We start from the raw sequence: 22,776 nt of genomic DNA, 5'->3' as shown, positions 1-22,776 counted from the left end.
AACTCATGCGTATCGCCATCATCGGCACCGGCATCGCTGGACTAACCTGCAGCTACCTGCTGTCCCGCCGGCACGAGGTGACGGTATTTGAGGCCGCCGATTGGATCGGCGGCCATACCCATACAGTCGATGTGCAATGGCAAGGCCAGCGGTACGCGGTGGATACCGGGTTCATCGTGTTCAACGACTGGACCTACCCAAACTTCATCCGCTTGCTCGACCATCTAAAGGTTGCCTCGCAGCCCACGCAGATGAGCTTTTCAGTGCATGACCCACGTAGAGGTTTCGAATACAACGGCCATGGCTTGGACACGTTGTTCGCGCAGCGTCGTAACCTGGTGTCCCCCGGATTCTGGGGCATGCTGAAGGATATCCTGCGTTTTAACCGCGAGGTTCTGGCCGATCTGGACAACCAGCGCATTGATAGTGAAACGACCCTCGGTATCTACCTTAAGACACAGGGCTATGGGCAACGCTTCATCGACCATTACATCGTGCCCATGGGCTCGGCAATCTGGTCTATGTCACTTGCCGACATGCTCGCTTTTCCCTTGCAGTTCTTTGTGCGCTTCTGCCGAAATCACGGCCTGTTATCGGTGAGCCACCGTCCGCAGTGGCGGGTGATCGAGGGCGGCTCACGCAGCTATGTGGCGCCGTTGTGCCGGCCCTTTGCCGAGCGCATCCGCTTGAACTGTCCGGTCAAGCGGGTCGAGCGTGACGAAGGCGGCGTAACCCTCTTCAGCGCGGCGGGCATGGAGCGTTTCGACAGCATTGTGTTTGCCTGCCATAGCGACCAGGCCCTGGCCCTGCTGGGAAGACCCAGCGTGGCCGAACGCTCGGTGTTGAGCGCCATCACCTATGCCAGCAATGACGTAGTGCTTCACACCGACACCCGACTGCTGCCGCGCCGGCGCAAGGCCTGGGCCAGTTGGAACTACCGCCTGGGCGGCGAGGAACAGGCCCCCGCGGCTCTGACCTACAACATGAGCATCCTTCAAGCAATCGAAGCGCCGGTAACGTTCTGCGTGAGCCTCAATCAGACCGCGCTGGTGGATCCCGCGCAGATTCTGGCCCGCTTCAAATACGCCCACCCCCAATACAGCCTCGCAGCATTGATAGCCCAGGCCCGCCACGGCGAACTACAGGGCAGGCAAAACAGTTACTACTGCGGAGCCTACTGGGGCAATGGCTTTCACGAGGACGGGGTGCTCAGCGCACTTAAAGTGGCCGAGCACTTTGGAGAGCGCCTGTGAACAGCAGTTTGTGCCAGGGCTGGGTCAGCCACCGCCGGATGGCCCCGCACCACCATGCATTCCGCTACCGGATCGGCTTGTTCTACCTGGATCTGGATGAGCAGGCCTGGCTAACAGGTCTCTCTCCCTGGCTGGGCCGGTCGCGGTTTGCGCCCCTGAGCTGGCGCGAAACCGATTACCTGCCGGGGCTGACCCGTGATGGAGAATCATTGGCGCAGGCCGCGCGTCTATTAGTGGAGCAAGCCACCGGACAGCGCCCCGAAGGTGCCGTGCAATTGCTCGCCCAACCACGCTGCTGGGGGCTGTCGTTCAACCCTGTGAGCTTCTATTTTTGCCATGACGTTGACGGGCACCTGGCAGCAATCCTGCTGGAGGTGCGTAACACACCTTGGCGCGAACGCTTTCACTACGTGCTGCCGGTACAGGAGGGTCAGGGACGCTCATTCGCCATGGCCAAAGCGTTCCACGTCTCGCCGTTCATGCCGCTGGATATGGATTATCGCCTGCATTTCTTCCTCGATGAGCAACGCGTGCGTATCCATATGGAGAACTGGCGTGCGGGGCACAAAGTGTTCGAGGCCGATCTAGCATTGCAACGCCAGCCGCTCAATCGCGCCACCTTGCATCGGCACATTTTGGCTTTTCCGTGGATGAGCCTACGCACCGTTTCATCCATCTATTGGCAAGCCTTGCGCCTCTTGCTCAAGCGCACCCCCATTCACGACCACACTGCCGGCCAGGGCAACCTAGTGCTCGGTAAACCTTGCAAGGACCCCGATCATGTCCAATCCCACTCTGAGCGTTAGCAAGTCAACAGGCATCACCCCATTCCTGGGCGGCCTCACCCGAAACACCGTGCTCGCTCAGTTACGGCGGTTGAGCCAAGGACATCTACGCGTGCTCAGCAAGGGTCAGCAGTGGAGCTTCGGCGACCCGGCGAGTCAGTTGCAAGCCGAGGTGGAGATCCTCGAAGACGCGACCTGGAACCTGATCGCCGGTAATGGCTCGATTGGTGCTGGGGAAGCGTATATCCACGGCTATTGGCGCAGTCCTGACCTAGCGGCTGTGACCCGTCTGTTCGTTGCCAACCTCGATGTCCTCGACGCCATGGAGGCAGGCCTGTCTCGACTCGGGCGCCCGGTCCTGCGCTTGCTGCACCGGCTCAACCGGAACAGCCGACGAGGCGCTCGACGCAACATTCTCGCCCATTACGACATGGGCAACGCCCTGTTCGAGCGTTTGCTCGACCCGACTATGATGTACTCCGCCGCACAGTTCGACAGTGCCGAACAGACCCTTGAAGCGGCCCAGCTGAACAAGCTGGAACGCATCTGCCAGAAGCTTGAGCTCAAACCCCACGAGCATCTTCTGGAGATTGGCAGCGGCTGGGGCAGCCTGGCCATCCATGCCGCTACCCGCCACGGCTGCCGCGTTACCACCACGACACTCTCCGACGCGCAGTACGCTTATACGTGCCAACGTGTGAAGGCGCTGGGCCTGGAGCAACGTATTACGGTGTTGCGCGAGGATTACCGTGATCTGCGCGGACGTTTCGATAAACTGGTATCGATCGAGATGATCGAGGCCGTCGGACACCGCTATCTACCCACCTATTTTCGCCAGTGTGAGTCGTTGCTCAAAGACGATGGCCTGATGCTGTTACAGGCCATCACCATTCGCGACCAGCGCTATGCACTGGCCCGCCGCTCGGTGGACTTCATCCAACGTTACATCTTCCCCGGAGGCGCGCTACCTTCGCTGAGCGTGATGCTCGAAACCGCTAGCCGCCAGACCGCGCTGAACCTGGTACACCTCGAAGACTTCGGTCTGGACTACGCGCGTACCCTACGTCATTGGCATGACAACTTGCGTCAAACGCGGACGGTGCTGACGGAACTGGGCTACGACGACACCTTCCAGCGCTTGTGGGAGTTCTACCTGTGCTACTGCCAAGGCGGCTTTGAAGAGCGCGCGATCGGCGTGGCGCAGTTACTGTGGGCTACGCCGCGGGCTCGCCGGGCGCCATTGCCGGGCACGTAAAATTGGGCCGCGGGTGGATGATCGGCAATGCCCTTTGGCTTCAGGTCGGCTGGTGGGCATGCGTCTTGGGTGCACACGTTCAATGGCTTCTGCTCATTGTGCCGATCGGACTAGCTTTACACCTGCGCCTTTGTCAGGAGCGTAGCGCCGAAGTGCGTGCGCTTTTGCGCGTGGCACTTGCAGGGTGCTTGCTGGACACTCTGTTGGGCTCTGTGGGGGTGTTCAGCTTTGACCAGCGGCCCTTGCCTGTGTGGCTGGCATTACTGTGGCTGGTGTTAGCCAGCGGCTTGCGCCATAGCCTGGCTTGGACAGGACGCCCCTACTGGCGGGCGGCTCTGGTGGGCATGTTCAGTGGCCCGCTGGCATATCTGGCCGGTGCCAGGCTCACAGGTGTTGATCTGCCGATGGGGCACGTCGGCACAGGCCTGCTGCTAGCGCCGATCTGGGCGCTGGTCTTGCCCCTCGCCGTGCGGGTCGCGTCGTGGCGCTGAGCGGCGACAGCGCTCAGAACAGTAGCGAACGTGCTCCCAGCAGCGTGCCCAACGCTTGCGCCAGGTGAACGGCAAGCCACACACGACGCAGAACTTGCTCGGCAACAATCGCTTGTTCATATCGACTCCCCCGCATCCAGGTGTGCCAACAGCCTCTGGCCACGTAGCCACACCGCATCGCGCCGGGTCGACGACATGCCATCCAGACTGCGATAGACCAATGCCAGTCGAGGGTTTTTCGACAGTAACTGGCGATGACGGATGAGGAAATGCCAATAGAGTGCATTAAACGGACAAGCGTCCTCCTCCACGGCGTGTTCGACTTTGTAGCTGCAAGATTTGCAATGGTCGGACATGCGCTGAATATAACGGCCGCTGGCGCAATAGGGCTTCGAGCCAAGGTAACCACCATCTGCATGCATCACCATGCCCAGTGTATTGGGCAGCTCGACCCAGTCGAAGGCATCCATGTACACGGCCAGGTACCATTCGCATATCGCGGGCGGCGCGATGCCGGCCAGTAACGCGAAATTACCGGTGACCATCAGTCGCTGGATATGATGCGCGTAGCCCAACTCCAGGGTCTGATCAATCACCTGGGCCATGCAGCGCATGCGGGTCTGCCCCGTCCAATAAAATTCGGGCAGCGATCGGTCGTTGCCCAAGTAATTCAGCGCCGCGTATTCGGGCATGCGTAGCCAGTAGATACCCCGCACAAACTCGCGCCAACCGATCAACTGGCGGATAAAGCCTTCGGCGGCGTTGAGCGGTACCCTCCCCTCGCGCCGGGCTCGGTCGACATCGTCACACAGCCGGCGCACATCCAGCAGGCCGATATTCAGTGCTGCACTGATGCGTGCATGAAAAAGGTATGGTTCGCCCTCAGCCATCGCATCCTGATAGTCACCGAAGGCCGCAAGACTGAACTCAAGAAAGTGCTCCCAGAGCTGCTGTGCTTGGTCATGAGTGACCGGGTAGTCAAAGGTATCGACTGCACCATAATGGTCGGCAAAACGCTCACGTACTAATGTCACCACCGCCGCTGTGATCGCATCATGAGCAAATTGTGCGGGAATTGGCCCGCGCAGACCACGCGGCAGTGGCTTACGGTTGTCGCCATCAAAATTCCAGGCACCTCCGGCAGGGCTTCCTTCAGGTTCCAGCAGCAGGCCACAACGCTTGCGCATTCCCCGATAGAAGTGCTCCATTCGCAAGTGCTTGCGGCCAGCGGACCAACGCGCGAAGGCTTCGCGCGAACATAGAAAGCGGGTGTCACGATGCCACACAAGCGGCAACCCGGCATCACGTAACGCCTGTTCTAGCCGCCACTCGCCACATTCGGTTACATGCACCTCGTCTGCATGCAGTAACGCCTGCCACCGCTGTAGCTCCCCGGCGATACTACCGCTGTTGCCCGGCGTATCCAGTTGCTGGTAGTGCACATTCCAGCCTCGCTCGCGCAGGGCCTGAGCGAAATGGCGCATTGCGCTGAGTATCAGCACAATCTTCTGCGGATGATGCGGCACATAGCGTGCTTCACCCTCGACCTCAGCCATCAGCAGAACGTCGCGTGCCGGGTCCAGGGCGCGCAGCACCGCCAGGTCAAAAGACAGCTGATCGCCCAGCACCAAACCCAGGCGCCTCCCCTGCGCTACCACTGGCTGGTTAGCGTAAACGGCACCCGCAGCGGGGCAACAGGACCGCCGCGCTGGCCGCATATTTCCTCGTGCACCAAATACTGCACCAGCATGCACGGCACTGGAAGCACATCGGCCAGAAATTGCCGCAGCTCGGTGGTCGAGCGCAGGCGAAAAACTTCGCCGTTCGCGTCGCACAAGGAATAGGGCCCAGTGTCGGTCAACACGCGCAACACGTTAAAGCCCCCTTCAAGTAACAGAACTTCAAGCTCATTGATATCGCGAGCGCTCGCCGACTTGATCAGCTGCTTCAGGTTCATGGTGTGCCCTCCGGCAAGCGGCGGAAGAACAAGGTTATCTGCCCAATCTCCACACCGAGTTTGCTCATGCTCGAGCGGTTTAGGAGGGTGTCATCGTCCATCAGGTACATCCAGTCATCCAGGTCCACCTCCCAGTTCCGCCCATCAACAGGCAGGTCCAGGCGGTAGCGCCAGCGCAACGTATTACCCGCTACTTCACCGATGGCCTCGCCAATCACGTCACCAGCGGTGCCGCGCCAGCGACTGGGGCCGTCCGGGGTTAGGGTCCAGGTTCTCTGCTGGCGCGTACCGTCGCTGTACAGAAAATGCTCGTCGAGGATCAGTCGTTCGCCCTCGCGGCGGCTGTCGATACGCACATGGAAGCGCTTGACTACCTCCCCCGAGCGCTTTTGGAACATGCCCCAGGCCTGCACCGGCCGCGAGAAAAACTCCACCAGGTTGAGGCGTGGATGCTCCCCAGCGTAGCGCTCAACGCCGACGTTTCCGCAACTACCTAGTAGCAAGCAGCCGATCAACAGAAGCACTTTGTACATATTTCAGTCTCCTCGGTCGCTCCCGGCCAGCCCGAGCAGGCGCTGGCGCAATTGTGGATCACGGGCCCGCGGATCAACCCAAATGGCGAAGAAAGCACGGGCGAAGGCCGGGTCGGTCACTTCAAGGCTGAGTTGGCCATCGACATAGAATCGGCAACCTTGCCCCGGTAGGTACAGACCGGTGATGCGCATGCCCGGGCGCACATCCACAAACGCTTCCTGCATCGCTTTTGACCATCGCTTCACGGTTTCCCTCGCCATTGGACGGTCAGCTAGGCGCTGCATTTCATCAATGCTGGCCTGCACCAACGTTTCCCGGGTCAATGCCCGGTGGTAGATCAGCTCGAGGGCGAACGGCTCATTCCAGCTCCATGCAGCACCGGCGCTCCACAGGCGGGCGGTGTAAAGACGCAGGCCGAACCAGGTGAATTCGCCGCTGCCGACCACGCGCGCCTCTGAAAGCGAAGGCCTCCAGTCTGACAATGCAGGCTGTGTGATCGTCATAAGAAAGGCCAAGGCGAATAGGCTGAGTGCTGAGGTTCTGCTTGCCATGTGCGGGACACCGGGAAGAGAAAATACTGTACAAGTATATTTTAATGTACAGTTTTGAGTACAAATATCGAAGGTGATGATCAATTTCGTATGACCCGGGGGTTAATACCGCGGCAACATCTTGCCGGGAGAGCAATATGACGCTGATCACCAATCTAGCTGTGGCAGCAAACACTCTTGTCTGCGGCGCCAGCGAAGGCATCGGTCTTGCGCTTTGCTCACAATTGCTAGCGCGTGATGACGTTAGGCAGGTGTTTGCTGTCTCGCGTCAGGCTAACCACAGCGCGGGTCTGGAGGCGTTGGCCCGGCAACATGGCCGGCGTTTGATACGCATCAATTGCGACGCCCGCTACGAAAAGTCGCTGGAGAAACTGACTCGTCATATCGGCGCAACTTGCGAGTGTTTGCATCTAGTGATCAGCACACTGGGCGTGCTGCACGACGCTCCAGCACGGGCGGAAAAAAAACTTGCGCAGTTAGACTTAGCAAGCCTGCAGGCCAGTTTCGTCACCAACAGCTTTGCCCCCATCTTACTGCTTAAACACCTCTTCCCGCTGCTGCTGCATCAGCCTACGACCTTCGCCGCGCTTTCGGCGAGAGTCGGCTCAATCAGCGACAACCGTCTGGGTGGCTGGTACAGCTACCGGGCCAGCAAGGCGGCGCTCAACCAACTGTTGCGCACCGCCAGTATCGAACTGAAGCGGCTGAACCCCGCGTCGACGGTGCTGGCGCTACACCCCGGCACGACGGCTACCCGCCTTTCTCAACCGTTCCAGGCCAATGTACCGCCAGACAAACTGTTCGCGCCTGCGTTTGCCGCGCAGTGCATCCTCGAACTAATCGCTCGGCACGGGCCAGCTCACAGCGGCACTTTCTGGGCATGGGACCATCAGCCGGTCGCCTGGTGAACCTCCCTGCCTTTGTCACAGCAGAAAGCGTTGCATGAAACCTACCAGCATCCAGTTTGCCAACAGGGCCTGAAATTAGAGTAGGAGCGCGATTTAGGTTGCAGTTATGACTATCAATCTCGCTCTAACGTTTCATCCAGCTTGGACCCGGAGCAGACAACTACAACCAAGCCTGGAGGGACCATCAGATTACTTTCACGGCACGGCCGATGAATTGCACCGGTCCTGTGGGTTTGCCAGTCTTCGATCCAGTGGGACTTTCCAGCGTCAGTTCAAAGAGCTGGTTGGGCTCCAGCGGTGGCAGTTTATCTAGAGGGACAGAAAGTGTTTGTCCAGGTGTGACCAATCCAAGAGATACCGGTCCTTGCCAGTCGTCGGCTTTGGTCCAGAACTCAAGTGCTTTGTCGGCAGGGACTTGCGTGCCCCCCAAAGGTATCAGTTGGATTTCCCGTGGACTGCTCGCCTGAATCACCCAGCCGGGCGTCTGATTTTGTGGCGCCACCAGAACGACCAGGTAGGTGATCGGTTTCATCTGAGCGGTTTGGGTCAGGAGTGCGGTTGCGAGCAACAGCGATGCGACAAGACCTGTCGCCGCCAGCCCACGCCATAGTGCAAGACGGTTCCACCATGAGTTCGGCTGTGCGGCGGCCGTTGCTCGTGGTGCTTGTCGCTCAATGCTGTTCACGCTGCGCTCGATACGCTCCCAGAGGCGTGGCGTAGGCGATTGCGCTTCAACCAGTTCAGTCAACGGGTATAAGCGCTGCTCCCAAGCATCTACAGCGGATCGTAGTTCAGTGTCTTGGGCCAGACGCTTTTGTACTTCGATGCGCTGCTCGGCCTGCAGCGTGCCCAGAACATACTCACTGGCCAGCGCGTCGATGTCGTCCGGGCTTTCATCTTGAGGGGTCTCGGTCATCCCATGCACTCCCGCAATGCCACCAGACTGCGTTTGATCCAGGCTTTGACCGTCCCCAGTGGTGTACCCAGTTTCTGTGCGATTTGTGCATGCGAATAGCCGTCGACATACGCATGAAGTATGCAGGTGCGCCGCGCCGGCTCCAGTTGCTCAAGGCAGGTATAAATGCGCCCTGAATGGCCGTGATAATCGAAGGTTTGCGCAGTCTCTAGCGATGCCTCCATGGAGGCTGAAGCGTGCAACGCCGTTTCGCTCTGCTCACTGACCTGTACTTCCCTGGCGCCATTACGCATGAAATTAAGCGCCAGGTGCCGCGTCACGCTGAAAATCCAGCCACGTGCTGAGCCTCTTGCCGGGTTGAAACTGGCGGCACGGGTCCAGATCCTGATAAAGGCATCGTGCACGATGTCTTCGGCCAGAACGTTGTCACGCGCAATGCGCCTGGCGACACCCAAAAGCCGAGGACTTTCCTGCTCATATAAATCCCGTAGTGCCTGCTGGTCGCCTCTGGCGCAGGCAATCAGGCAGGATTCATAGTCAAAACCGGGCTCGGGCAAGGACAATTTTTCCGCCGTCAGCAAGGGGTAGCCCCCAGCCGTATAGCTGGAGTTCGATCAGAGCAGCGTAGACGACTTTGTGCGCTGTCAGGCTGCTCTGAATCGCTGGCTTAATTGGCTGTCCAGAAAATATAGTCAGCCTGATATTTGACCATCTCTTGTTTGCCCTTGTTTGCGGCGGAGCATTCGCTACTGGGGGCTACGCCGCCTTTGACGGCCACCCGCTGGATATAGCTGACACCGTTCATCGCGCCTTTGCCTTCAGCTGGGTTGGCCTTGACCAACTGATAAGGGAGGTCACCGGTGCTTGAAGGGGCAACAGACAGTTGCGTCCCGGTGACTTTGGAGCCGTCATTGGCTTGCCAGGTGGCAGGCGGTCCAAAGTAGGTGCCGATCTGTTTGCCGCTACGATCATTGAGCACCGCCTTGGGCCCGACAAACACCCATTCGGTCTGGCCGGCGGCGTTGGCTTTGTCGCGGCATTCATAAGTGATTTCGCCCACGCCTACGGCTTCCAGTACGGTCTTGTGGCCGTCCGGAACCTTGATGCTGTCGGGCAGATTTGCCTGTCCATAGGCCGCAGGGATCATGAGTGACAAACAGGTGACAGCGAGCGTAGTACTGGTCATGCAGAGGAATCGTATGGCGTTCATGTAAGCCTCTCCAGAAGGATAATCAGCTCAGCAGCGCGATGGCTACTACCTGTACTACCCGCTGGAGGTCGATCTGGATGCAGTTACATTAGAAATATCAGTACAACTAACGCCGTAGAGCAAGTCCTTGATCGCTTGCCGGTGTGAGTGTCAGCTCTTGGATTGTCGCTGATTCAGAATTGGGTGATTGGCCCGGTGCTGATGTTCGGGTTGGCTGTCGTATTCCTCTCCGACAAGCCCGAGTACATGACCGGCCTAATCCTCATCGGCTTGGCACGCTGCATCGCCATGGTGCTGGTGTGGAACCAGATTGCAGGCGGCAACAACCAGTACGTTGCGGGCTTGGTCGCCTTCAACAGCATCTTCCAAATTCTGTTCTTCAGCGTGTATGCCTGGATCTTCCTGGGCCTTCTGCCGCCGCTGTTCGGGCTGGAAGGTAGCATCATCGAAACCAGCTTCATCGAAATTGCCCAATCGGTACTGATCTATCTGGGTATCCCATTCCTGGCTGGCTTCCTGACCCGCAAGATCCTGATCAGCCGTAAGGGCTCCGCGTGGTACGAGGAGCGCTTCATTCCGAAGATCAGCCCGCTGACGCTCGTGGCGTTGCTGCTGACCATCGTCGCTATGTTCAGCCTGAAAGGCGACATGGTGCTGCAACTGCCTCTGGATGTGCTGCGCATAGCCATCCCGCTAACCATCTACTTCGTGGTGATGTTCTTCATCAGCTTCTGGATGGGCAAGCTGCTGGAGGCCGACTACCCACGCACCACCGCGCTGGCATTTACCGCTGCCAGTAACAACTTCGAACTGGCCATTGCCGTGGCCATTGCCACTTTTGGCCTTGCCTCGCCGGTAGCATTTGCCACCGTCATCGGGCCTTTGGTGGAAGTACCGGTACTGATCTCCCTGGTCGGCGTTGCCTTGTGGCTCAAGCGTCGCTGGTTCGATCAGCCATCTGGTGCCTTGTCCCAGGAGTGAAATCATGACCGAACACCATATCCCCAACATCGACAGTGATCTGATCGATCTGCCGTCTTCCGAAAAGCTGGCTATCGAGCAGCAGTCCACTCACAAACCGCGCATCCTGCTGCTGTATGGATCGACCCGAGAGCGCTCTTTCAGCCGCCTTCTGACCGAGGAAGCAGCCCGCCTGCTGGAGCACTTCGGTGCCGAGACGCGGATCTTCAATCCGTCGGGCCTGCCGCTGCCGGATGACGTACCCGACGACCACCCCATGGTCAAAGAGCTGCGCGACCTGGTGCTCTGGTCGGAAGGCATGGTCTGGTGTTCACCAGAACGCCACGGTGCGATGACCGGCGTGTTCAAGTCGCAGATCAACTGGATTCCGCTGAGCATGGGTGCAGTGCGGCCGACGCAGGGCAAAACCCTCCCGGTGATGCAGGTCTGCGGTGGCTCGCAGTCATTCAACGTGGTCAACCAACCGCCTGCGCAGCTACCTCGCTGAAGCGCATCTCACGTTCCACACGGCCGTGCCAGTAGTCGTGGATTTTGTGTGTCTGATGTTCATGCAGAACCGCTGCAACCTGGGTGTAATGCTCCAATTGATTGAGTTCTGCTTTGAGCCATTGTTCAGGCATCCACACTGTCCGGAGGGCTTCCGGCAGTTGGCCCTTGAACAGATTTCCCTTAGGTTCTACGGGACTGGTATTGACCCCATAGCTTTTGAAACCTTTGAGCAAAGTATGCAGGCGGCTGAACAGCGAGCTGAGCGTCCATACAAACAGGTGACGCTGGCCGCAGAGATTACCTTTGGCTCTGTAACCCCATTTTGGTCGGTAATGATCCCCTCAGCGTTGAGCTCTATCCAAGTAGAGTGATATCTCAGCGTACATGCGATACCGCTTCAGCCGAGCAGGATTGAGTACGAGTTCACTCAACATGCAGCGCTTGGCGAAAGAGGCGTCCTAACGCAGTTACGGTACTTTAGCCACTTGGTAGCTCAGGTGGCTCAGCAGTGTTGGTAGATACTGGACACCTATCGACGAGAGACACCGACCGGGATTATCTCATTTTGAGTATTGTTCAAAGGCGGCGTGAGTTTCTGCAGAAATTGCTGAACGAGTACGGCTACTGAGCGAATCATGACTTTTGAAAACGTCCAGCGGCTGATGCTGAACTGGTCAAGTAATTTTGCACACCAGTTAAGGTTTTGAATGAATGCCCAGCATTTCAGCCGGGCTTCATGGCTATCGTCGTTTCCGGGGATTGCTGCGTCGCGCCCGTGAAACTCAGTTGCTGCCTGCGATCAACGCGGAGAGTTTCGTGAAGACGATCAAGCGGGATTACGTCGCGCACATGCCCAAGCCGGATCGAGAAACAGCGTTGCGTAACCTGGCAATTGCCTTTGAGCATTTCAACGGTTTTGTAGGGGCAAGTCCATAGGCTGAAAGTTATATTGGAGGTACGTAAGGTTCAAGATGGAGACTGGGCTAATACGCTGCCATTAACGCCAGCTCAAGTGCAATAATCGCTTGCTGAACATTCTCCACACAACGCTTGAGCTGCTGGAAATGCACCTGTGGCTCCAGACACGCCAATTCGAGTTCGCGACAGCACTGCACCAATTGCTCACCCTTAACCACTCGCGCAGCGCCTTTAATGCGGTGGGCCAATTCCACAAGTTTTTCGCTTTCCTGATTGTTAAGCAACACCGTCATCAGCGCGTGGTCCTTGCGGTTGTTATTGATTAGTTCTTCGAGAATTTGGCGAAACTTAACCGGCTCGCTGCTGACTAGCAGCTGCAGTGGCCCCAAGTCTACCAGCGCTGAAGTTTCGGCTACTTGCCCCGCCGTGATCTGCGAACCTGCTTGTTCCGCTTCAACGTTACTCACCTGTTGCAATACCAGCAGACGCTCATCCAGCTCCTCCAACGCAATGGGTTTGATCAAGCAGTCATTCATGCCCGCTTCGATACACAGTTCGATCTCCTCGGGCTGGGCGTCGGCCGTCAGGCCGATAATCAAAATTGGCTCCAGCCCTTTCCTGCCTTCAGCCTGACGGATGGCCTGGGCCAACTGGGAACCGGTCATCACCGGCATGTGGCAGTCCGTGATGATGATGTCAAAAAGTTGCTCGGACCATAGTTTGAACGCCGCCTGACCATTTTCTGCTTCGCTGACATCATGGCCGAGGAAGCTCAGTTGCTGATGCAGGACCTGGCGATTGACTTGATGATCATCCACCACCAGTACTTGTAGCCGCAGTCGCTGGCTGGTCACTGCCAATAGTGGCGCAGGCGCCGAATCGATTCGCTCCAGTGCCTGCAAGCGCAGCTCCATTTCAATCCGGGTCCCCTGCCCTGGCTCACTACTCATCTGCAGGGTGCCTCCCATCATTTCACACAGCGAACGGGAGATCACTAGGCCCAAACCAGCTCCTTCGGCGTCGCGCACATTGCGTTGAGCCTGGACAAAAGGCTGGAACAAGCGCTGTTGGTCCCCAGGACAAATACCCACGCCCGAGTCCTCAACAACCACCTGCACGTTGATTGTCGACGGTTCACTGAAGTGGCCGACAATGCTGATTTTGACAAAGCCTTCTTCAGTGAACTTAATGGCATTGCCAACCAGGTTGGAGAGGATCTGCTTAAACCTCAGGGCATCGACCAAAACGTCACGGTTAATTGCAGCATCGATATCGAGCATCAGGTTCAGGCGCTTCTGCCGCGCTAGGCCTTCGAATACCCGTGCCACCGATTCGACCAGCTCACGCAGGTTGGCGCGTTTGAGTGACAGGCTTAAACGACCAGACTCGATCCGGGCAATATCGAGAATATCGCCAATCAATTCCAGCAAGCTTCTCGCCGAGTTGTGCGCGATCTCAATACTGGCCCGGTCAATAGGCTGGCTGGGTGACCGCTTGAGGGCGAGTTCCAGTAAGCCGATCACGGCGTTCATTGGCGTGCGGATCTCGTGGCTCATGGTTGCGAGAAAGCGAGTCTTGGCTTGGCTCGCACCGTCGGCTTGCTCCTTGGCCTGCTGCAACTGTTTGACTAGATGGCGGTGCTCGGTGATATCTAGCCAGCCGCAGATCACCCCACGGGTAACGCCCTGAGAATCCTGGAAGGGATGAACCCAATGATCGATCCATACCTCTCGGCCCTGCAGCAGCAGGTTGTGGACCGACTGGAGCGACTGCCCATCGCGTATGGCTTGCAGGTAGTGCTCGTGGAAATTGGCCTGTACCTCCACACTCTCCTCGGGCAGTTCATGCACCGTCTTGTTCAGCACCTGCTCGGCGCGCAGCCCCATGCTGGCCAGATAACTGCGGTTGCACGACAGCATCCGCCCGTTTAGGTCGCGCACGTACAGTGCCGGCGGCATGCTGTCGGTCAGGGTTTCAATGAACTGCAACTCATCGTTGAGCATCTTTTCGGCTTTGGTTCGGGCGCGGATCTGCAGCCGCAAATAGTGCACCCAGACCAGTGTCAGGAGGATCAGCAAAGCGGCGCCAGCAACCACTTCGGTGATCAACAGCTGATAATCACGCCAGGTCTCGCCACTCATGCCCGGGGGCGAACGCCATCGGTTGGCAATCGCTGTAAGCTCATCCGGCGTAATGTCTTGCAACGCTTTGTCAAGAATCGACTGTAGCTCGGCATCACGGCGGTCCATGGCGAAATTGGCCGTTGCCGGACCGATGTCGAGCAAGTCATTGATCCGGAGGCTGTTTTGAAACAAGCGCACGATGTAGTAGCGGGCAGTTACAAGAGTAGCTACGGCGGCATCGGCCTTGCCTTCATATAGCAGGTTCATTGCATCCAGCGAGGCACCGGCTTCGATCAGAGTCGCCTGAGGGTATCGTTTGCGTAACGCCTGCGAGCCAACCAGTCCGCTGGGGACCGCTAGGCGCTTGCCGGCTAGATCCCCGAGGTCATGCGGTTGACCGCGCTTGCCAAGGAGCACAAAGCGGCTGGACAGAAACGGCCGAGAGAATCGTAGTAGCTCATTGCGCTCGGGGCTGGCGGTCATGATCGCCATGTCAGCTTGCTTGTTTTGCAGTGAGTCAATCTGTTGCGGGTAGCTACCACTGCGAGACTGCACCTGAAAATGTAGGCCTGTACTCAGGGTTACAACCTCAAGTAAATCCGCGGCCATCCCCGAGAACGTGCCGCTGGCATCAAAGAAGGCCACCGGCGCCAAGTCGTCATTTATTTGAAGGCGCACCACTGGGTGGCGCGCCAGCCAGCGAGACTCTTCTGCCGTCAGGGCTATACGCTCGTCGTTGGGCAGAAAACTGTTGCCCAACCAGCGACTGGCGAGGTTGCTCAACTGCTCTTTACCAATCGCCTCGATGGCAATGTTGACCAAGGATTGCAAGCGTGTGTTGTCGTCGCGCAAGGCATAACCATAGCCACCTGCAGGCACGTCGGCAAAACGCTCAAAACGCAGGTAGCCGTAAAAGGCATGGTTGAGCCGATAATAAGCGCTTAGCACATCATCTATGTAGACATCTGCATGGCCAAAAGCGGCGGCGGCGATCGCTTGATCATGATCTGGGTACTCGCGGATCGCCGCGCGTGGAAATCGCTTGTGCAGCTCAGCGCTGTGTTCGGCCGTCACCGAGACGCGCAGACCGGCCAGATCAGTGGGCGAATGCCGCGGTTCATCGCTACGTTTGAACATTGCCAGGCGGTCGCGGGCATAGGGCTCGCTGAAAATCAGTCCGTCGATCGGAGCCTGTCGGGCATGGCGACTAAGCAAGTCGATGCTGCCAGCTTGCAGCGCCTGCAGCGCGTCCTGATCAGTCCCGAATGGAACAACTCGCACCTGCATGCCGAGCAATTGAGCGATCAATGCCGTTGCGTCAGCACTTATACCTTCATATTGATTGTCGTCGTCAATAACTCTGAATGGCGCGGCCTCAGTGGCCGAAACACCGATGACCAGTTCGCCCTTGCGCCGCAACCAATGCCAGTCCTCGCTGGATATAGCTATATCGTGGCGATCGATGCGTAATTGGCTCGATAGTACTTGAGGCTCCACCGGCAGCATCGCGGCGGACATAGGGGTGCTGGCCAGTAAAAGGCACAAGGTGATACAAAGAGTTCGTGGGTGCATGAATAGTTCAGAAAGCTAGGGACGGGAGACTGTCATTTGCAACGTATGTCGGGTGAGGCACCAAGAAGGGGCAGCCATGATACCTATCATCCCGGCGCGCTCATCGGTTCTCAAGTCTGCAAAAGCGATCAGCAGCTACTTTCATACAGTAGTTGATAAAGTGGCTAGCCGGCATCGGTCGAGCGAATAAAAAACCCTGGGCGACGGAACAGCCTAGATCTATCAGCCGCTGTGCCTGCTCTTGCGTCTCAACGCCTTCAACCACCAGAGTGATACCTAGCGCCTCTGCCAAGGCTACCGAGCAACTTATGATCGCAGAAATTTTCGGCTGGCTATGCATCTTGTATACAAAAGCACGATCGAGTTTGATCTGGCTGAATGGTATTTCACTGAGACGATCCAGCGATGAATAGCCGGCGCCGAAGTCATCCATGGCCAGGCCGCAACCCATGATGCGTAAGCGCACCAGGTTTTCCAGGCTACTAGCTGGAGCATTGATCAGCGCTGATTCGGTAATCTCGAACAGCACACTGGCGGCCGGCGCCTGAAAGCGCTCGAGCAGCAGCGCGGCATTTTCACTCAAGCTATGCCCCTCCAGCAACGAAGGATGCAGATTAACCGCCAGCTCGATCGACATGCCCAATCGCAACAGATTCCGGCGTAAAACAAGGCCTTGTTCGAACATTTGCCAGAACAGTTGTGGGAGCAGGTTGTGCTGCTCCATAACTGGGAGGAAGTGCACCGGAGCCAGAACCCCTAACCGCGGGTGGTTCCAGCGCGCAAGTAACTCGACGCCAACCAGGCGCTGACCTTGCAAAGTCACCTTAGGCTGGAAATACGCTTCAAACTCGCAGTTGTCCAACCCGCGATGGACATCAGCTAATGATGGTAATTCAGCACTTTCGAGAGGTAGGGCCGCATGATTGCGACCAGTCTGATAACCCCCCAACAGCGCAGCGAAACCTTCAAGGCAGAATGGCTTGCCCAGGTCACCGAGAAATTCCAGTCCCAAGTAGCGAATAATCGAGACGGTTGCCTGGCGCAGGATTGGTTCGAGCTCACTGCACAGCACCACGGCCCGCAATTTTCCGCTGGCGCTGGCATGGCGGAAAAACTCCAAGCCGTCCATGCCAGCCATTTTGAGGTCGCAAATAGCTACATCGAACGGGCCGCGGCTCTCGAGCAATTGTAAGGCTTCATCACCACTGGCCGCTTCAGCAATCGGACCAGGCAGCCGTTGCCTTAACGCCGTCACCGTGATCAGCCTCTGGAACGGATCATCTTCAAGTACCAGCACATTCAAATCCTGCATCACTGAACCACCGGAAATAAGGGGCGCCAGTGTGCGAAGGAATTCTCGCTCAATCGATAGGAAATTTCCTATGAGGCGTGAGAATTTTCTCGACACGACCTAAAGTGATAAGCACTTTCCTATTCTACCAATGGTGATAACCTTCAACGACGAAAGGTTTGCCCCTGGCTGATGTAAGCCACATTTTCAAGGATCATGATTTATGCACAGCGTCCTCATCGTCGATGATCACCCGGTCATCCGCCTAGCCGTTAGGGTGTTACTGGAAAAGCACGGCATGCAGGTTATCGGTGAAACTGATAACGGCCTCGATGCCATTCAGCTGTCGCGTTTGCATAAGCCAGATGTCGTGATCCTCGATATCGGTATTCCCAGGCTCGACGGCTTGACGGTGATCGCCCGAATTAAAGCGCTTGAGGTACCCAGTAAGGTACTGGTTCTGACGTCGCAAACCGCTGATGCTGCCAGCCGGCGTTGCATGCAGATGGGAGCGCGCGGTTTCATCAACAAAGAAGAAGATCTCAACAACCTTATCAGCGCAGTGAAAGCGGTAGTTGCCGGCTACTCCTTCTTCCCGACCCTCACTCACGACAGCGTCAATCCGTCGGATCAATTGACAGAGGCCGAACAGATCGGATTGCTGACCGACCGCGAAATGGTCGTGCTGCAACACCTAGCCATGGGCTTGTCGAACAAGGCCATCGGCGACATATTGTTCCTCAGCAACAAAACAGTGAGTACTTACAAGACCCGCTTGCTTCAAAAGCTGGGTGCAAGTTCAACTGTGGAGCTTGCGGAATTCGCGAAGCGCAATGCCTTGATTCCGTGATATTTCATCGATATTCTGTTGCTTAGGAAATTTCCTAGGCATTCAACGGAATCTTCCTACTCAGTTTGTTTGCTTCGCCTCCTAGACTAGCCCCGGCCCAACGGTACTTCGATACCGCAGCTATCAGAGACCTCAGGTTTCTTCAAGGACATAATCTAGGAGTATCAAATGAAACTGAGTACCTTAACTGGCGCGATGATCACAATTGCCCTAGCAGCTACCTCGGTTGCTGTAAGTGCAGCAGAAGCAGATAAAGGCCACGGTGTGATCACTTTCAAGGGATCGATAATCGACTCCCCTTGCACCATTGCGCAAGAGTCACAGTATCAGACCATCGAAATGGACCAAGTTTCGAACGTGGCTCTTAAGGACGGTGGCAAGTCCATCCCCACTCCATTTCGCATCCAGCTACGCGGCTGTGAGCTGGGTTCTATCAAAACGGCCACCGCCACCTTTACCGGCCCTCCTTCGTTCGCCAACTCTGACATGCTGGCGCTCAACGGTACTGCAAAAGGGGTCAGCCTGGGTATCGCCGACAACAAGGGCGACCTAATTAAACTCGGCAGTGCCTCCCCTGCGCAATCGCTGTCCAACGGTGATACCTACCTGCAGTTCCAGGCCTATCTGCAAGGTGATCAAACTACCCCAGAAAAGGGCGACCCTGTTGCCGCCGTTATTGTGCCGGGTGATTTTGAGACCTTCGCCAATTTCACTCTGGCCTATCAGTAAGCTGCATCACCACGCAGATATTTCTGGTAAGTAGGAAATACCTATCCAGAAAAAGCTAGCGGAGGGTTTGATGTTTCGGGCAACCGTACGAATGCTTATTCCTCTGCATCTGTGCTTGCTGGCAACCAATGCATGCGCCGTTGAGCCTCCGTTAGGTCAGTTGCTCAAAGGGCGCGTGCATCTAGCCGGGAGCATTGTTGATGCAGCCTGTGCAATACGAGTGGGTAATGAAAACCAGACAGTCACCCTGCATCCCGAAACTATAAGTAATGTAGTCAGCGGCGAAGTCGCTATCCGGCAACCATTGGATATCTACATAACCCGCTGCATGACCTCGAGCGCCGAGTTCGCAGGCCGTGGCCTGAACGCCTTCAAGGTAACGTTCGAAGGAGATAACCAAACCCAATTTACTGTTCACGGTAGTGCGAAGGGTATTGGCATTCAGATCATGGATGACCACGGAACGGTGATTAGCCCTGGGGTGGCGCTAGATGGCAATTCAATGCCCTCAGGCAGTATGGCACTTAGATTTTTTATCGCACTGGTAGGCACTGGTCACTTACTCGAAGCAGGCGACTTTCACGCGACGATTAAACTTCGTATTCAGCACTTCTGAGTTGTATCGACCTGCGGTAGTTTTTTCTTTCAAGGATATTAGTCTCGTGAACCATCGCAGGGTACTGGCCACTGCCACGTTGTGCGCTGTCGCGGCATGGGCAAATGCCGCCGAAGAGTTTCAGTTCAACACAGACGTCCTCGACATTAAGGATCGCCAGAACTTGGACTTGGGCGTATTCGCCAGTGCTAACTTCATTATGCCCGGTCAGTACAGCCTGATGATTCACGTCAATAACGACACGTTGAATGAAAGTGATGTGTTATTTGTTACACCTGCCGATAACCCCAAGGGTAGTACTGCTTGTATCTCGCCTGCGCTGGTCAGTGTGTTGGGTTTGAAGCAGCACGCACTTGATACACTCACTTGGTGGCACGACGGTACCTGCCTGGACACTGCCAGTATTCCGGGCATGCAAGTGCGTGGCGACCTGAGCGCGTCGGCGTTATATCTGAGTATTCCACAGGAATCGCTCGAATACACCGCCCCCAACTGGGACCCACCATCACGCTGGGATATTGGCATCCCGGGCCTGATGTTTGATTACAACTTCAACGCCCAGACCACCGACCGCAAACGTCATAAAGGTCGCACGGATAATCTCAGTGGTAACGGCACCACGGGTGTCAATATGGGCGCTTGGCGCTTGCGTGGCGATTGGCAAGCGCAGATGGAGCGCAGCACAGGCGAAAAAAAACAGCAGTCGTTCGAATGGAGCCGTTTCTACGCCCTGCGCCCTATCCCCTCTTTTCGCTCAAGCCTTGTTGTCGGCGAAGACTATCTGGACTCCAACTTATTCGGCAGCTTTCGCTATGCCGGAGCAAACCTCAGTAGTGATGACAGCATGCTACCGCCCAACCTCAGGGGGTACGCCCCGGAAGTAACCGGCGTAGCAAGAACCAACGCTCGAGTGGTAATCCGCCAACAGGACCGTGTGCTATACGACACCCAAGTTGCGCCCGGTCCATTCCGAATCCAGGACCTGAACGATGCCGTCAGCGGTGAGCTGGACGTGCGCGTCGAGGAACAGGACGGTAGCGTGCAGTCTTTCAAAATGGACACCGCAAGTATCCCCTACCTGACCCGCCCAGGGTCAGTGCGCTACAAACTTGCAGCCGGGAGGCCATCAGACTGGAACCACCAGGTGGACGGACCAGCGTTTTCCACTGGAGAATTCTCCTGGGGCGTAAGCAACGGCTGGTCGCTTTACGGCGGGGGTCTAGGCGCAAAAGACTACAATGCGCTGGCTTTGGGGGTCGGCCGTGACTTGCTGGAGTTCGGTGCGATGTCCTTCGACATCACGCAGTCCCACGCGAACATGCCTGATAACGACACTTTTATCGGAAAATCCTATCGAGTTAGTTACTCCAAGCGCTTCGAGAACTACAACAGCCAGGTGACGTTTGCCGGTTACCGCTTCTCGGAAGAAAACTACATGAGCATGAACGAGTTCATCGAGGCACTGCGCGGTGATCGGCCGTTCAATCAGAGCAAGGAAATGTACACTGCAACTTTCAATAAACAGTTTCGTGACGCCAACTTTAATATCAACTTCAACTTAAATCATCAAACTTATTGGAACAGTCAGCCCAGCGATAGCTATAGTCTTTCGCTGTCCCGTTACTTTGATTTTGGCCGTTTGAAGAACCTCAGCCTATCGCTGACAGCTTACCGTAACAACACCAACGGTACTAACGATGACGGCGCCTACTTGTCGGTCAATATTCCTTGGGGTGGCACCGGCTCGATCGGTTACAGCACTTCGGTCACCTCAGGGAATACCAACCAGACCGTCAGCTATTCCGACCGTATCAACGAGCGCAGCAACTACATGATCAGTGCCGGTAAATCCTCCAGTGGAAATTCTACCAGCGGCTTTCTGAGCCACGATGGCGATATGGCGGCAGTGGTGGCCACTGCCAGTTATCAAAGCGGTGAGTACAGTTCTGCAGGCCTTTCACTACAAGGGGGCGCCACCATCACCGCCGAGGGTGCAGCCTTGCATCGCATCATGCAGATGGGTGGGACTCGCCTGTTGGTCGATACCCAAGGGGTATCCGGGGTGCCAGTACGCGGTAACGGACCCGCAAGCCGCACTAATTACTTCGGCAAGGCGGTCATTGCCGACGTCAATAGCTACTACCGCAACCAAGCAAGCATCGATATCGATCACTTGGCTGAGGACGTCGAAGCCGTTCAATCAGTGACCCAAGCCACACTCACTGAAGGTGCCATCGGCTATCGCCGTTTCGACGTAATCGCCGGCGACAAGGCCATGGTAGTCATTCGCCTGGCCAATCTCGATGCACCGCCGTTCGGCGCCACGGCTCAGAACAGCCGCGGCCAGGAAACTGGCATTGTCGGGGACGAAGGTTCGATTTACCTAAGCGGTATGAAACCGGACGAAACCATGTCGCTGCACTGGGACGGTAAAACACGTTGCAGCTTCACGCTTCCAGGCACTACCAACTTGACGACCGGACAGTTGGAACTTCTTTGCCTGCCCGCTGAGCACCGCGACTCCTCCGCCTGATCAATGCTCACACATTGAAACCCATACGGTATATCACTATGAAATATTCAAATTTTTTCTCACCTACCCTACTGGCCCTGATTGGCCTGTGCAACGTACAACCAGCTTATGCCGCTGTCTCGCTTGATCGTACACGGGTGATATTCATCGGCTCGGAAAAATCGGTGAGCCTGAACATCAGTAATCAAAACACCGAGTTGCCCTACTTGGCGCAGGCATGGATTGAAAACGAAGAGGGTCAGAAGATAACCCATCCGCTGGTGGTCTTACCTCCAATCCAGCGACTTGAGCCGGGTTCCACTAGCCAGGTCAAAATTCAGGGCCTTCCGCAACTGAGCGCGCTGCCGCAGGACCGCGAGTCGCTGTTCTACTTCAACTTGCGCGAAATTCCGCCGCGTAGCGACAAACCCAACACCCTCCAAATTGCCCTGCAGACGCGGGTAAAGCTGTTCTATAGACCTTTGGCTATCGCCCGACAGCAGGGTCTGGGTGAAGCACCCTGGCAGGAAAAATTGATACTTAAACAGCAACATGGCCGCTATCAGATTAACAACCCTACGCCCTACTACGTCACATTGATCGACGCCAGCAAAAACATTAAGAGCAACTCCGAGAAGGAGTTCAAACCACTGATGATTGCCCCCAATGGCAACGCGGACCTAGGCGTGAGTGTGAAGGCGCTGGGCCTGAAACCGGTGCTGACCTATGTGAACGATTATGGCGGTCGACCACAAATACTGTTTGATTGCACAGCCAACACCTGCACCGCCTCACCCGTTGCTGAAAAGCGGTAACGCCCTTCAAGCCTAACTTT

At 56.6% G+C, this 22,776-nt stretch carries 22 protein-coding genes and 2 pseudogenes; 14 read left to right on the top strand and 10 right to left on the bottom strand.

Features of this window, described 5'->3' with window-relative positions; genetic code table 11:
• The first annotated feature begins 5 nt into the window (after positions 1 to 5).
• From LOY37_RS13160 to LOY37_RS13145, 4 genes are read left to right on the top strand one after another with little or no spacing between them, the layout of a single operon-like run.
• A complete protein-coding gene (locus tag LOY37_RS13160; protein WP_115089618.1) occupies positions 6 to 1,253 on the top strand; it encodes an NAD(P)/FAD-dependent oxidoreductase in 1,248 nt (415 codons plus the stop codon).
• Positions 1,250 to 2,059 carry a DUF1365 domain-containing protein gene (locus LOY37_RS13155; RefSeq protein ID WP_115089617.1) on the top strand — a complete coding sequence of 270 codons (810 nt, stop codon included), beginning with the start codon at positions 1,250 to 1,252 and terminating at the stop codon, positions 2,057 to 2,059. Before LOY37_RS13160 ends, LOY37_RS13155 begins: the two co-directional genes overlap by 4 nt.
• Complete coding sequence (locus tag LOY37_RS13150; protein WP_258717124.1) at positions 2,034 to 3,293, top strand: cyclopropane-fatty-acyl-phospholipid synthase family protein; 1,260 nt, start codon at positions 2,034 to 2,036, stop codon at positions 3,291 to 3,293. The genes LOY37_RS13155 and LOY37_RS13150 overlap by 26 nt, the downstream gene beginning before the upstream one ends.
• A gap of 17 nt (positions 3,294 to 3,310) precedes the next feature.
• Positions 3,311 to 3,784 (top strand): DUF2878 domain-containing protein, encoded by a 474-nt coding sequence (locus tag LOY37_RS13145; RefSeq protein ID WP_401293958.1) that lies wholly within the window; start codon positions 3,311 to 3,313, stop codon positions 3,782 to 3,784.
• Here LOY37_RS13145 and LOY37_RS13140 read toward each other — a convergent pair.
• The 5 genes from LOY37_RS13140 to LOY37_RS13120 are packed head-to-tail and all read right to left on the bottom strand — an operon-like array spanning position 3,725 to position 6,826.
• On the bottom strand, positions 3,725 to 3,904 hold the full coding sequence (locus LOY37_RS13140; RefSeq protein WP_115089615.1) for a DUF2256 domain-containing protein: 180 nt from the start codon (positions 3,902 to 3,904) through the stop codon (positions 3,725 to 3,727). The genes LOY37_RS13145 and LOY37_RS13140 overlap by 60 nt on opposite strands.
• Positions 3,901 to 5,415, bottom strand: coding sequence for a cryptochrome/photolyase family protein (locus LOY37_RS13135; protein WP_408980716.1), 1,515 nt, complete (start codon positions 5,413 to 5,415; stop codon positions 3,901 to 3,903). Before LOY37_RS13135 ends, LOY37_RS13140 begins: the two co-directional genes overlap by 4 nt.
• Before the next feature lie 20 nt (positions 5,416 to 5,435).
• The gene (locus LOY37_RS13130; protein ID WP_258717122.1) at positions 5,436 to 5,741 is read right to left on the bottom strand and encodes a DUF6482 family protein; all 306 of its coding nucleotides are present in this window, start codon (positions 5,739 to 5,741) and stop codon (positions 5,436 to 5,438) included.
• Positions 5,738 to 6,274 carry a DUF3833 domain-containing protein gene (locus LOY37_RS13125; protein WP_115089613.1) on the bottom strand — a complete coding sequence of 179 codons (537 nt, stop codon included), beginning with the start codon at positions 6,272 to 6,274 and terminating at the stop codon, positions 5,738 to 5,740. Before LOY37_RS13125 ends, LOY37_RS13130 begins: the two co-directional genes overlap by 4 nt.
• 3 nt (positions 6,275 to 6,277) lie before the next feature.
• Entirely contained in the window at positions 6,278 to 6,826 is a 549-nt protein-coding gene (locus LOY37_RS13120) for a chalcone isomerase family protein (protein ID WP_115089612.1), read from the bottom strand.
• A gap of 137 nt (positions 6,827 to 6,963) precedes the next feature.
• Here LOY37_RS13120 and LOY37_RS13115 point away from each other — a divergent pair, with 137 nt between their 5' ends.
• Positions 6,964 to 7,734, top strand: a complete 771-nt coding sequence (locus LOY37_RS13115; protein ID WP_115089611.1) for an SDR family NAD(P)-dependent oxidoreductase — start codon at positions 6,964 to 6,966, stop codon at positions 7,732 to 7,734.
• Positions 7,735 to 7,918: 184 nt separating this feature from the next.
• Here LOY37_RS13115 and LOY37_RS13110 read toward each other — a convergent pair whose 3' ends face one another.
• From LOY37_RS13110 to LOY37_RS13100, 3 genes are all read right to left on the bottom strand, one after another.
• Positions 7,919 to 8,650 carry an anti-sigma factor domain-containing protein gene (locus LOY37_RS13110; protein WP_115089610.1) on the bottom strand — a complete coding sequence of 244 codons (732 nt, stop codon included), beginning with the start codon at positions 8,648 to 8,650 and terminating at the stop codon, positions 7,919 to 7,921.
• Positions 8,647 to 9,207, bottom strand: coding sequence for a sigma-70 family RNA polymerase sigma factor (locus LOY37_RS13105; RefSeq protein ID WP_195885995.1), 561 nt, complete (start codon positions 9,205 to 9,207; stop codon positions 8,647 to 8,649). The genes LOY37_RS13110 and LOY37_RS13105 overlap by 4 nt, the downstream gene beginning before the upstream one ends.
• Positions 9,208 to 9,317: 110 nt before the next feature.
• Entirely contained in the window at positions 9,318 to 9,860 is a 543-nt protein-coding gene (locus LOY37_RS13100; RefSeq protein WP_115089609.1) for a DUF3455 domain-containing protein, read from the bottom strand.
• Positions 9,861 to 10,016: 156 nt separating this feature from the next.
• Between LOY37_RS13100 and arsB the strand changes: the two are divergent.
• From arsB to LOY37_RS13080, 4 genes and pseudogenes are all read left to right on the top strand, one after another.
• A pseudogene (gene arsB / locus LOY37_RS13095) lies at positions 10,017 to 10,841 on the top strand (ACR3 family arsenite efflux transporter); the annotation flags it as partial.
• A 4-nt stretch (positions 10,842 to 10,845) separates the two neighbouring features.
• A pseudogene (locus tag LOY37_RS13090) lies at positions 10,846 to 11,304 on the top strand (NAD(P)H-dependent oxidoreductase); the annotation flags it as partial.
• A 79-nt stretch (positions 11,305 to 11,383) separates the two neighbouring features.
• Positions 11,384 to 11,701 (top strand): hypothetical protein, encoded by a 318-nt coding sequence (locus LOY37_RS13085; protein WP_258717121.1) that lies wholly within the window; start codon positions 11,384 to 11,386, stop codon positions 11,699 to 11,701.
• 340 nt (positions 11,702 to 12,041) lie between these two features.
• Positions 12,042 to 12,266 (top strand): hypothetical protein, encoded by a 225-nt coding sequence (locus tag LOY37_RS13080; protein ID WP_258717233.1) that lies wholly within the window; start codon positions 12,042 to 12,044, stop codon positions 12,264 to 12,266.
• Between the two features lie 47 nt (positions 12,267 to 12,313).
• Here the strand turns inward: LOY37_RS13080 and LOY37_RS13075 are convergent, their stop codons facing one another.
• Complete coding sequence (locus LOY37_RS13075) at positions 12,314 to 15,943, bottom strand: transporter substrate-binding domain-containing protein (protein ID WP_408980715.1); 3,630 nt, start codon at positions 15,941 to 15,943, stop codon at positions 12,314 to 12,316.
• Between the two features lie 100 nt (positions 15,944 to 16,043).
• On the bottom strand, positions 16,044 to 17,255 hold the full coding sequence (locus tag LOY37_RS13070) for an EAL domain-containing protein (RefSeq protein ID WP_258717119.1): 1,212 nt from the start codon (positions 17,253 to 17,255) through the stop codon (positions 16,044 to 16,046).
• Between the two features lie 202 nt (positions 17,256 to 17,457).
• Between LOY37_RS13070 and LOY37_RS13065 the strand changes: the two genes are divergently transcribed.
• The 5 genes from LOY37_RS13065 to LOY37_RS13045 all read left to right on the top strand — a co-directional run bounded on the left by LOY37_RS13065 (position 17,458) and on the right by LOY37_RS13045 (position 22,756).
• Positions 17,458 to 18,084, top strand: a complete 627-nt coding sequence (locus tag LOY37_RS13065) for a response regulator transcription factor (protein WP_258717118.1) — start codon at positions 17,458 to 17,460, stop codon at positions 18,082 to 18,084.
• A gap of 168 nt (positions 18,085 to 18,252) precedes the next feature.
• Positions 18,253 to 18,813, top strand: a complete 561-nt coding sequence (locus tag LOY37_RS13060; protein WP_258717117.1) for a fimbrial protein — start codon at positions 18,253 to 18,255, stop codon at positions 18,811 to 18,813.
• Positions 18,814 to 18,883: 70 nt separating this feature from the next.
• Positions 18,884 to 19,429, top strand: a complete 546-nt coding sequence (locus LOY37_RS13055) for a fimbrial protein (RefSeq protein WP_258717116.1) — start codon at positions 18,884 to 18,886, stop codon at positions 19,427 to 19,429.
• 46 nt (positions 19,430 to 19,475) lie between these two features.
• Positions 19,476 to 21,962 (top strand): outer membrane usher protein, encoded by a 2,487-nt coding sequence (locus LOY37_RS13050; protein ID WP_258717115.1) that lies wholly within the window; start codon positions 19,476 to 19,478, stop codon positions 21,960 to 21,962.
• 38 nt (positions 21,963 to 22,000) lie between these two features.
• Positions 22,001 to 22,756 (top strand): fimbria/pilus periplasmic chaperone, encoded by a 756-nt coding sequence (locus LOY37_RS13045; protein ID WP_258717114.1) that lies wholly within the window; start codon positions 22,001 to 22,003, stop codon positions 22,754 to 22,756.
• Positions 22,757 to 22,776 lie beyond the last annotated feature (20 nt).

Origin of the sequence: Pseudomonas sp. B21-012 (genome assembly GCF_024749305.1) — a bacterium.
Classification (GTDB): Bacteria; Pseudomonadota; Gammaproteobacteria; order Pseudomonadales; family Pseudomonadaceae; genus Aquipseudomonas.
The sequence above is the reverse complement of the archived record's forward strand: the minus strand, read 5'-3'. Positions and strand labels throughout refer to the sequence as shown.

Bases quoted from the DNA above. Each gene is read 5' to 3' on its own strand.
- LOY37_RS13075 (WP_408980715.1), bottom strand. From the start codon at position 15,943: ATGCACCCACGAACTCTTTGTATCACCTTGTGCCTTTTACTGGCCAGC.
- LOY37_RS13120 (WP_115089612.1), bottom strand. From the start codon at position 6,826: ATGGCAAGCAGAACCTCAGCACTCAGCCTATTCGCCTTGGCCTTTCTT.
- LOY37_RS13065 (WP_258717118.1), top strand. From the start codon at position 17,458: ATGCACAGCGTCCTCATCGTCGATGATCACCCGGTCATCCGCCTAGCC.
- LOY37_RS13125 (WP_115089613.1), bottom strand. From the start codon at position 6,274: ATGTACAAAGTGCTTCTGTTGATCGGCTGCTTGCTACTAGGTAGTTGC.
- LOY37_RS13060 (WP_258717117.1), top strand. From the start codon at position 18,253: ATGAAACTGAGTACCTTAACTGGCGCGATGATCACAATTGCCCTAGCA.
- LOY37_RS13130 (WP_258717122.1), bottom strand. From the start codon at position 5,741: ATGAACCTGAAGCAGCTGATCAAGTCGGCGAGCGCTCGCGATATCAAT.
- LOY37_RS13055 (WP_258717116.1), top strand. From the start codon at position 18,884: ATGTTTCGGGCAACCGTACGAATGCTTATTCCTCTGCATCTGTGCTTG.
- LOY37_RS13150 (WP_258717124.1), top strand. From the start codon at position 2,034: ATGTCCAATCCCACTCTGAGCGTTAGCAAGTCAACAGGCATCACCCCA.
- LOY37_RS13085 (WP_258717121.1), top strand. From the start codon at position 11,384: ATGTTCATGCAGAACCGCTGCAACCTGGGTGTAATGCTCCAATTGATT.
- LOY37_RS13045 (WP_258717114.1), top strand. From the start codon at position 22,001: ATGAAATATTCAAATTTTTTCTCACCTACCCTACTGGCCCTGATTGGC.
- LOY37_RS13115 (WP_115089611.1), top strand. From the start codon at position 6,964: ATGACGCTGATCACCAATCTAGCTGTGGCAGCAAACACTCTTGTCTGC.
- LOY37_RS13080 (WP_258717233.1), top strand. From the start codon at position 12,042: ATGCCCAGCATTTCAGCCGGGCTTCATGGCTATCGTCGTTTCCGGGGA.
- LOY37_RS13110 (WP_115089610.1), bottom strand. From the start codon at position 8,650: ATGACCGAGACCCCTCAAGATGAAAGCCCGGACGACATCGACGCGCTG.
- LOY37_RS13145 (WP_401293958.1), top strand. From the start codon at position 3,311: ATGATCGGCAATGCCCTTTGGCTTCAGGTCGGCTGGTGGGCATGCGTC.
- LOY37_RS13160 (WP_115089618.1), top strand. From the start codon at position 6: ATGCGTATCGCCATCATCGGCACCGGCATCGCTGGACTAACCTGCAGC.
- LOY37_RS13100 (WP_115089609.1), bottom strand. From the start codon at position 9,860: ATGAACGCCATACGATTCCTCTGCATGACCAGTACTACGCTCGCTGTC.
- LOY37_RS13140 (WP_115089615.1), bottom strand. From the start codon at position 3,904: ATGAACAAGCGATTGTTGCCGAGCAAGTTCTGCGTCGTGTGTGGCTTG.
- LOY37_RS13070 (WP_258717119.1), bottom strand. From the start codon at position 17,255: ATGCAGGATTTGAATGTGCTGGTACTTGAAGATGATCCGTTCCAGAGG.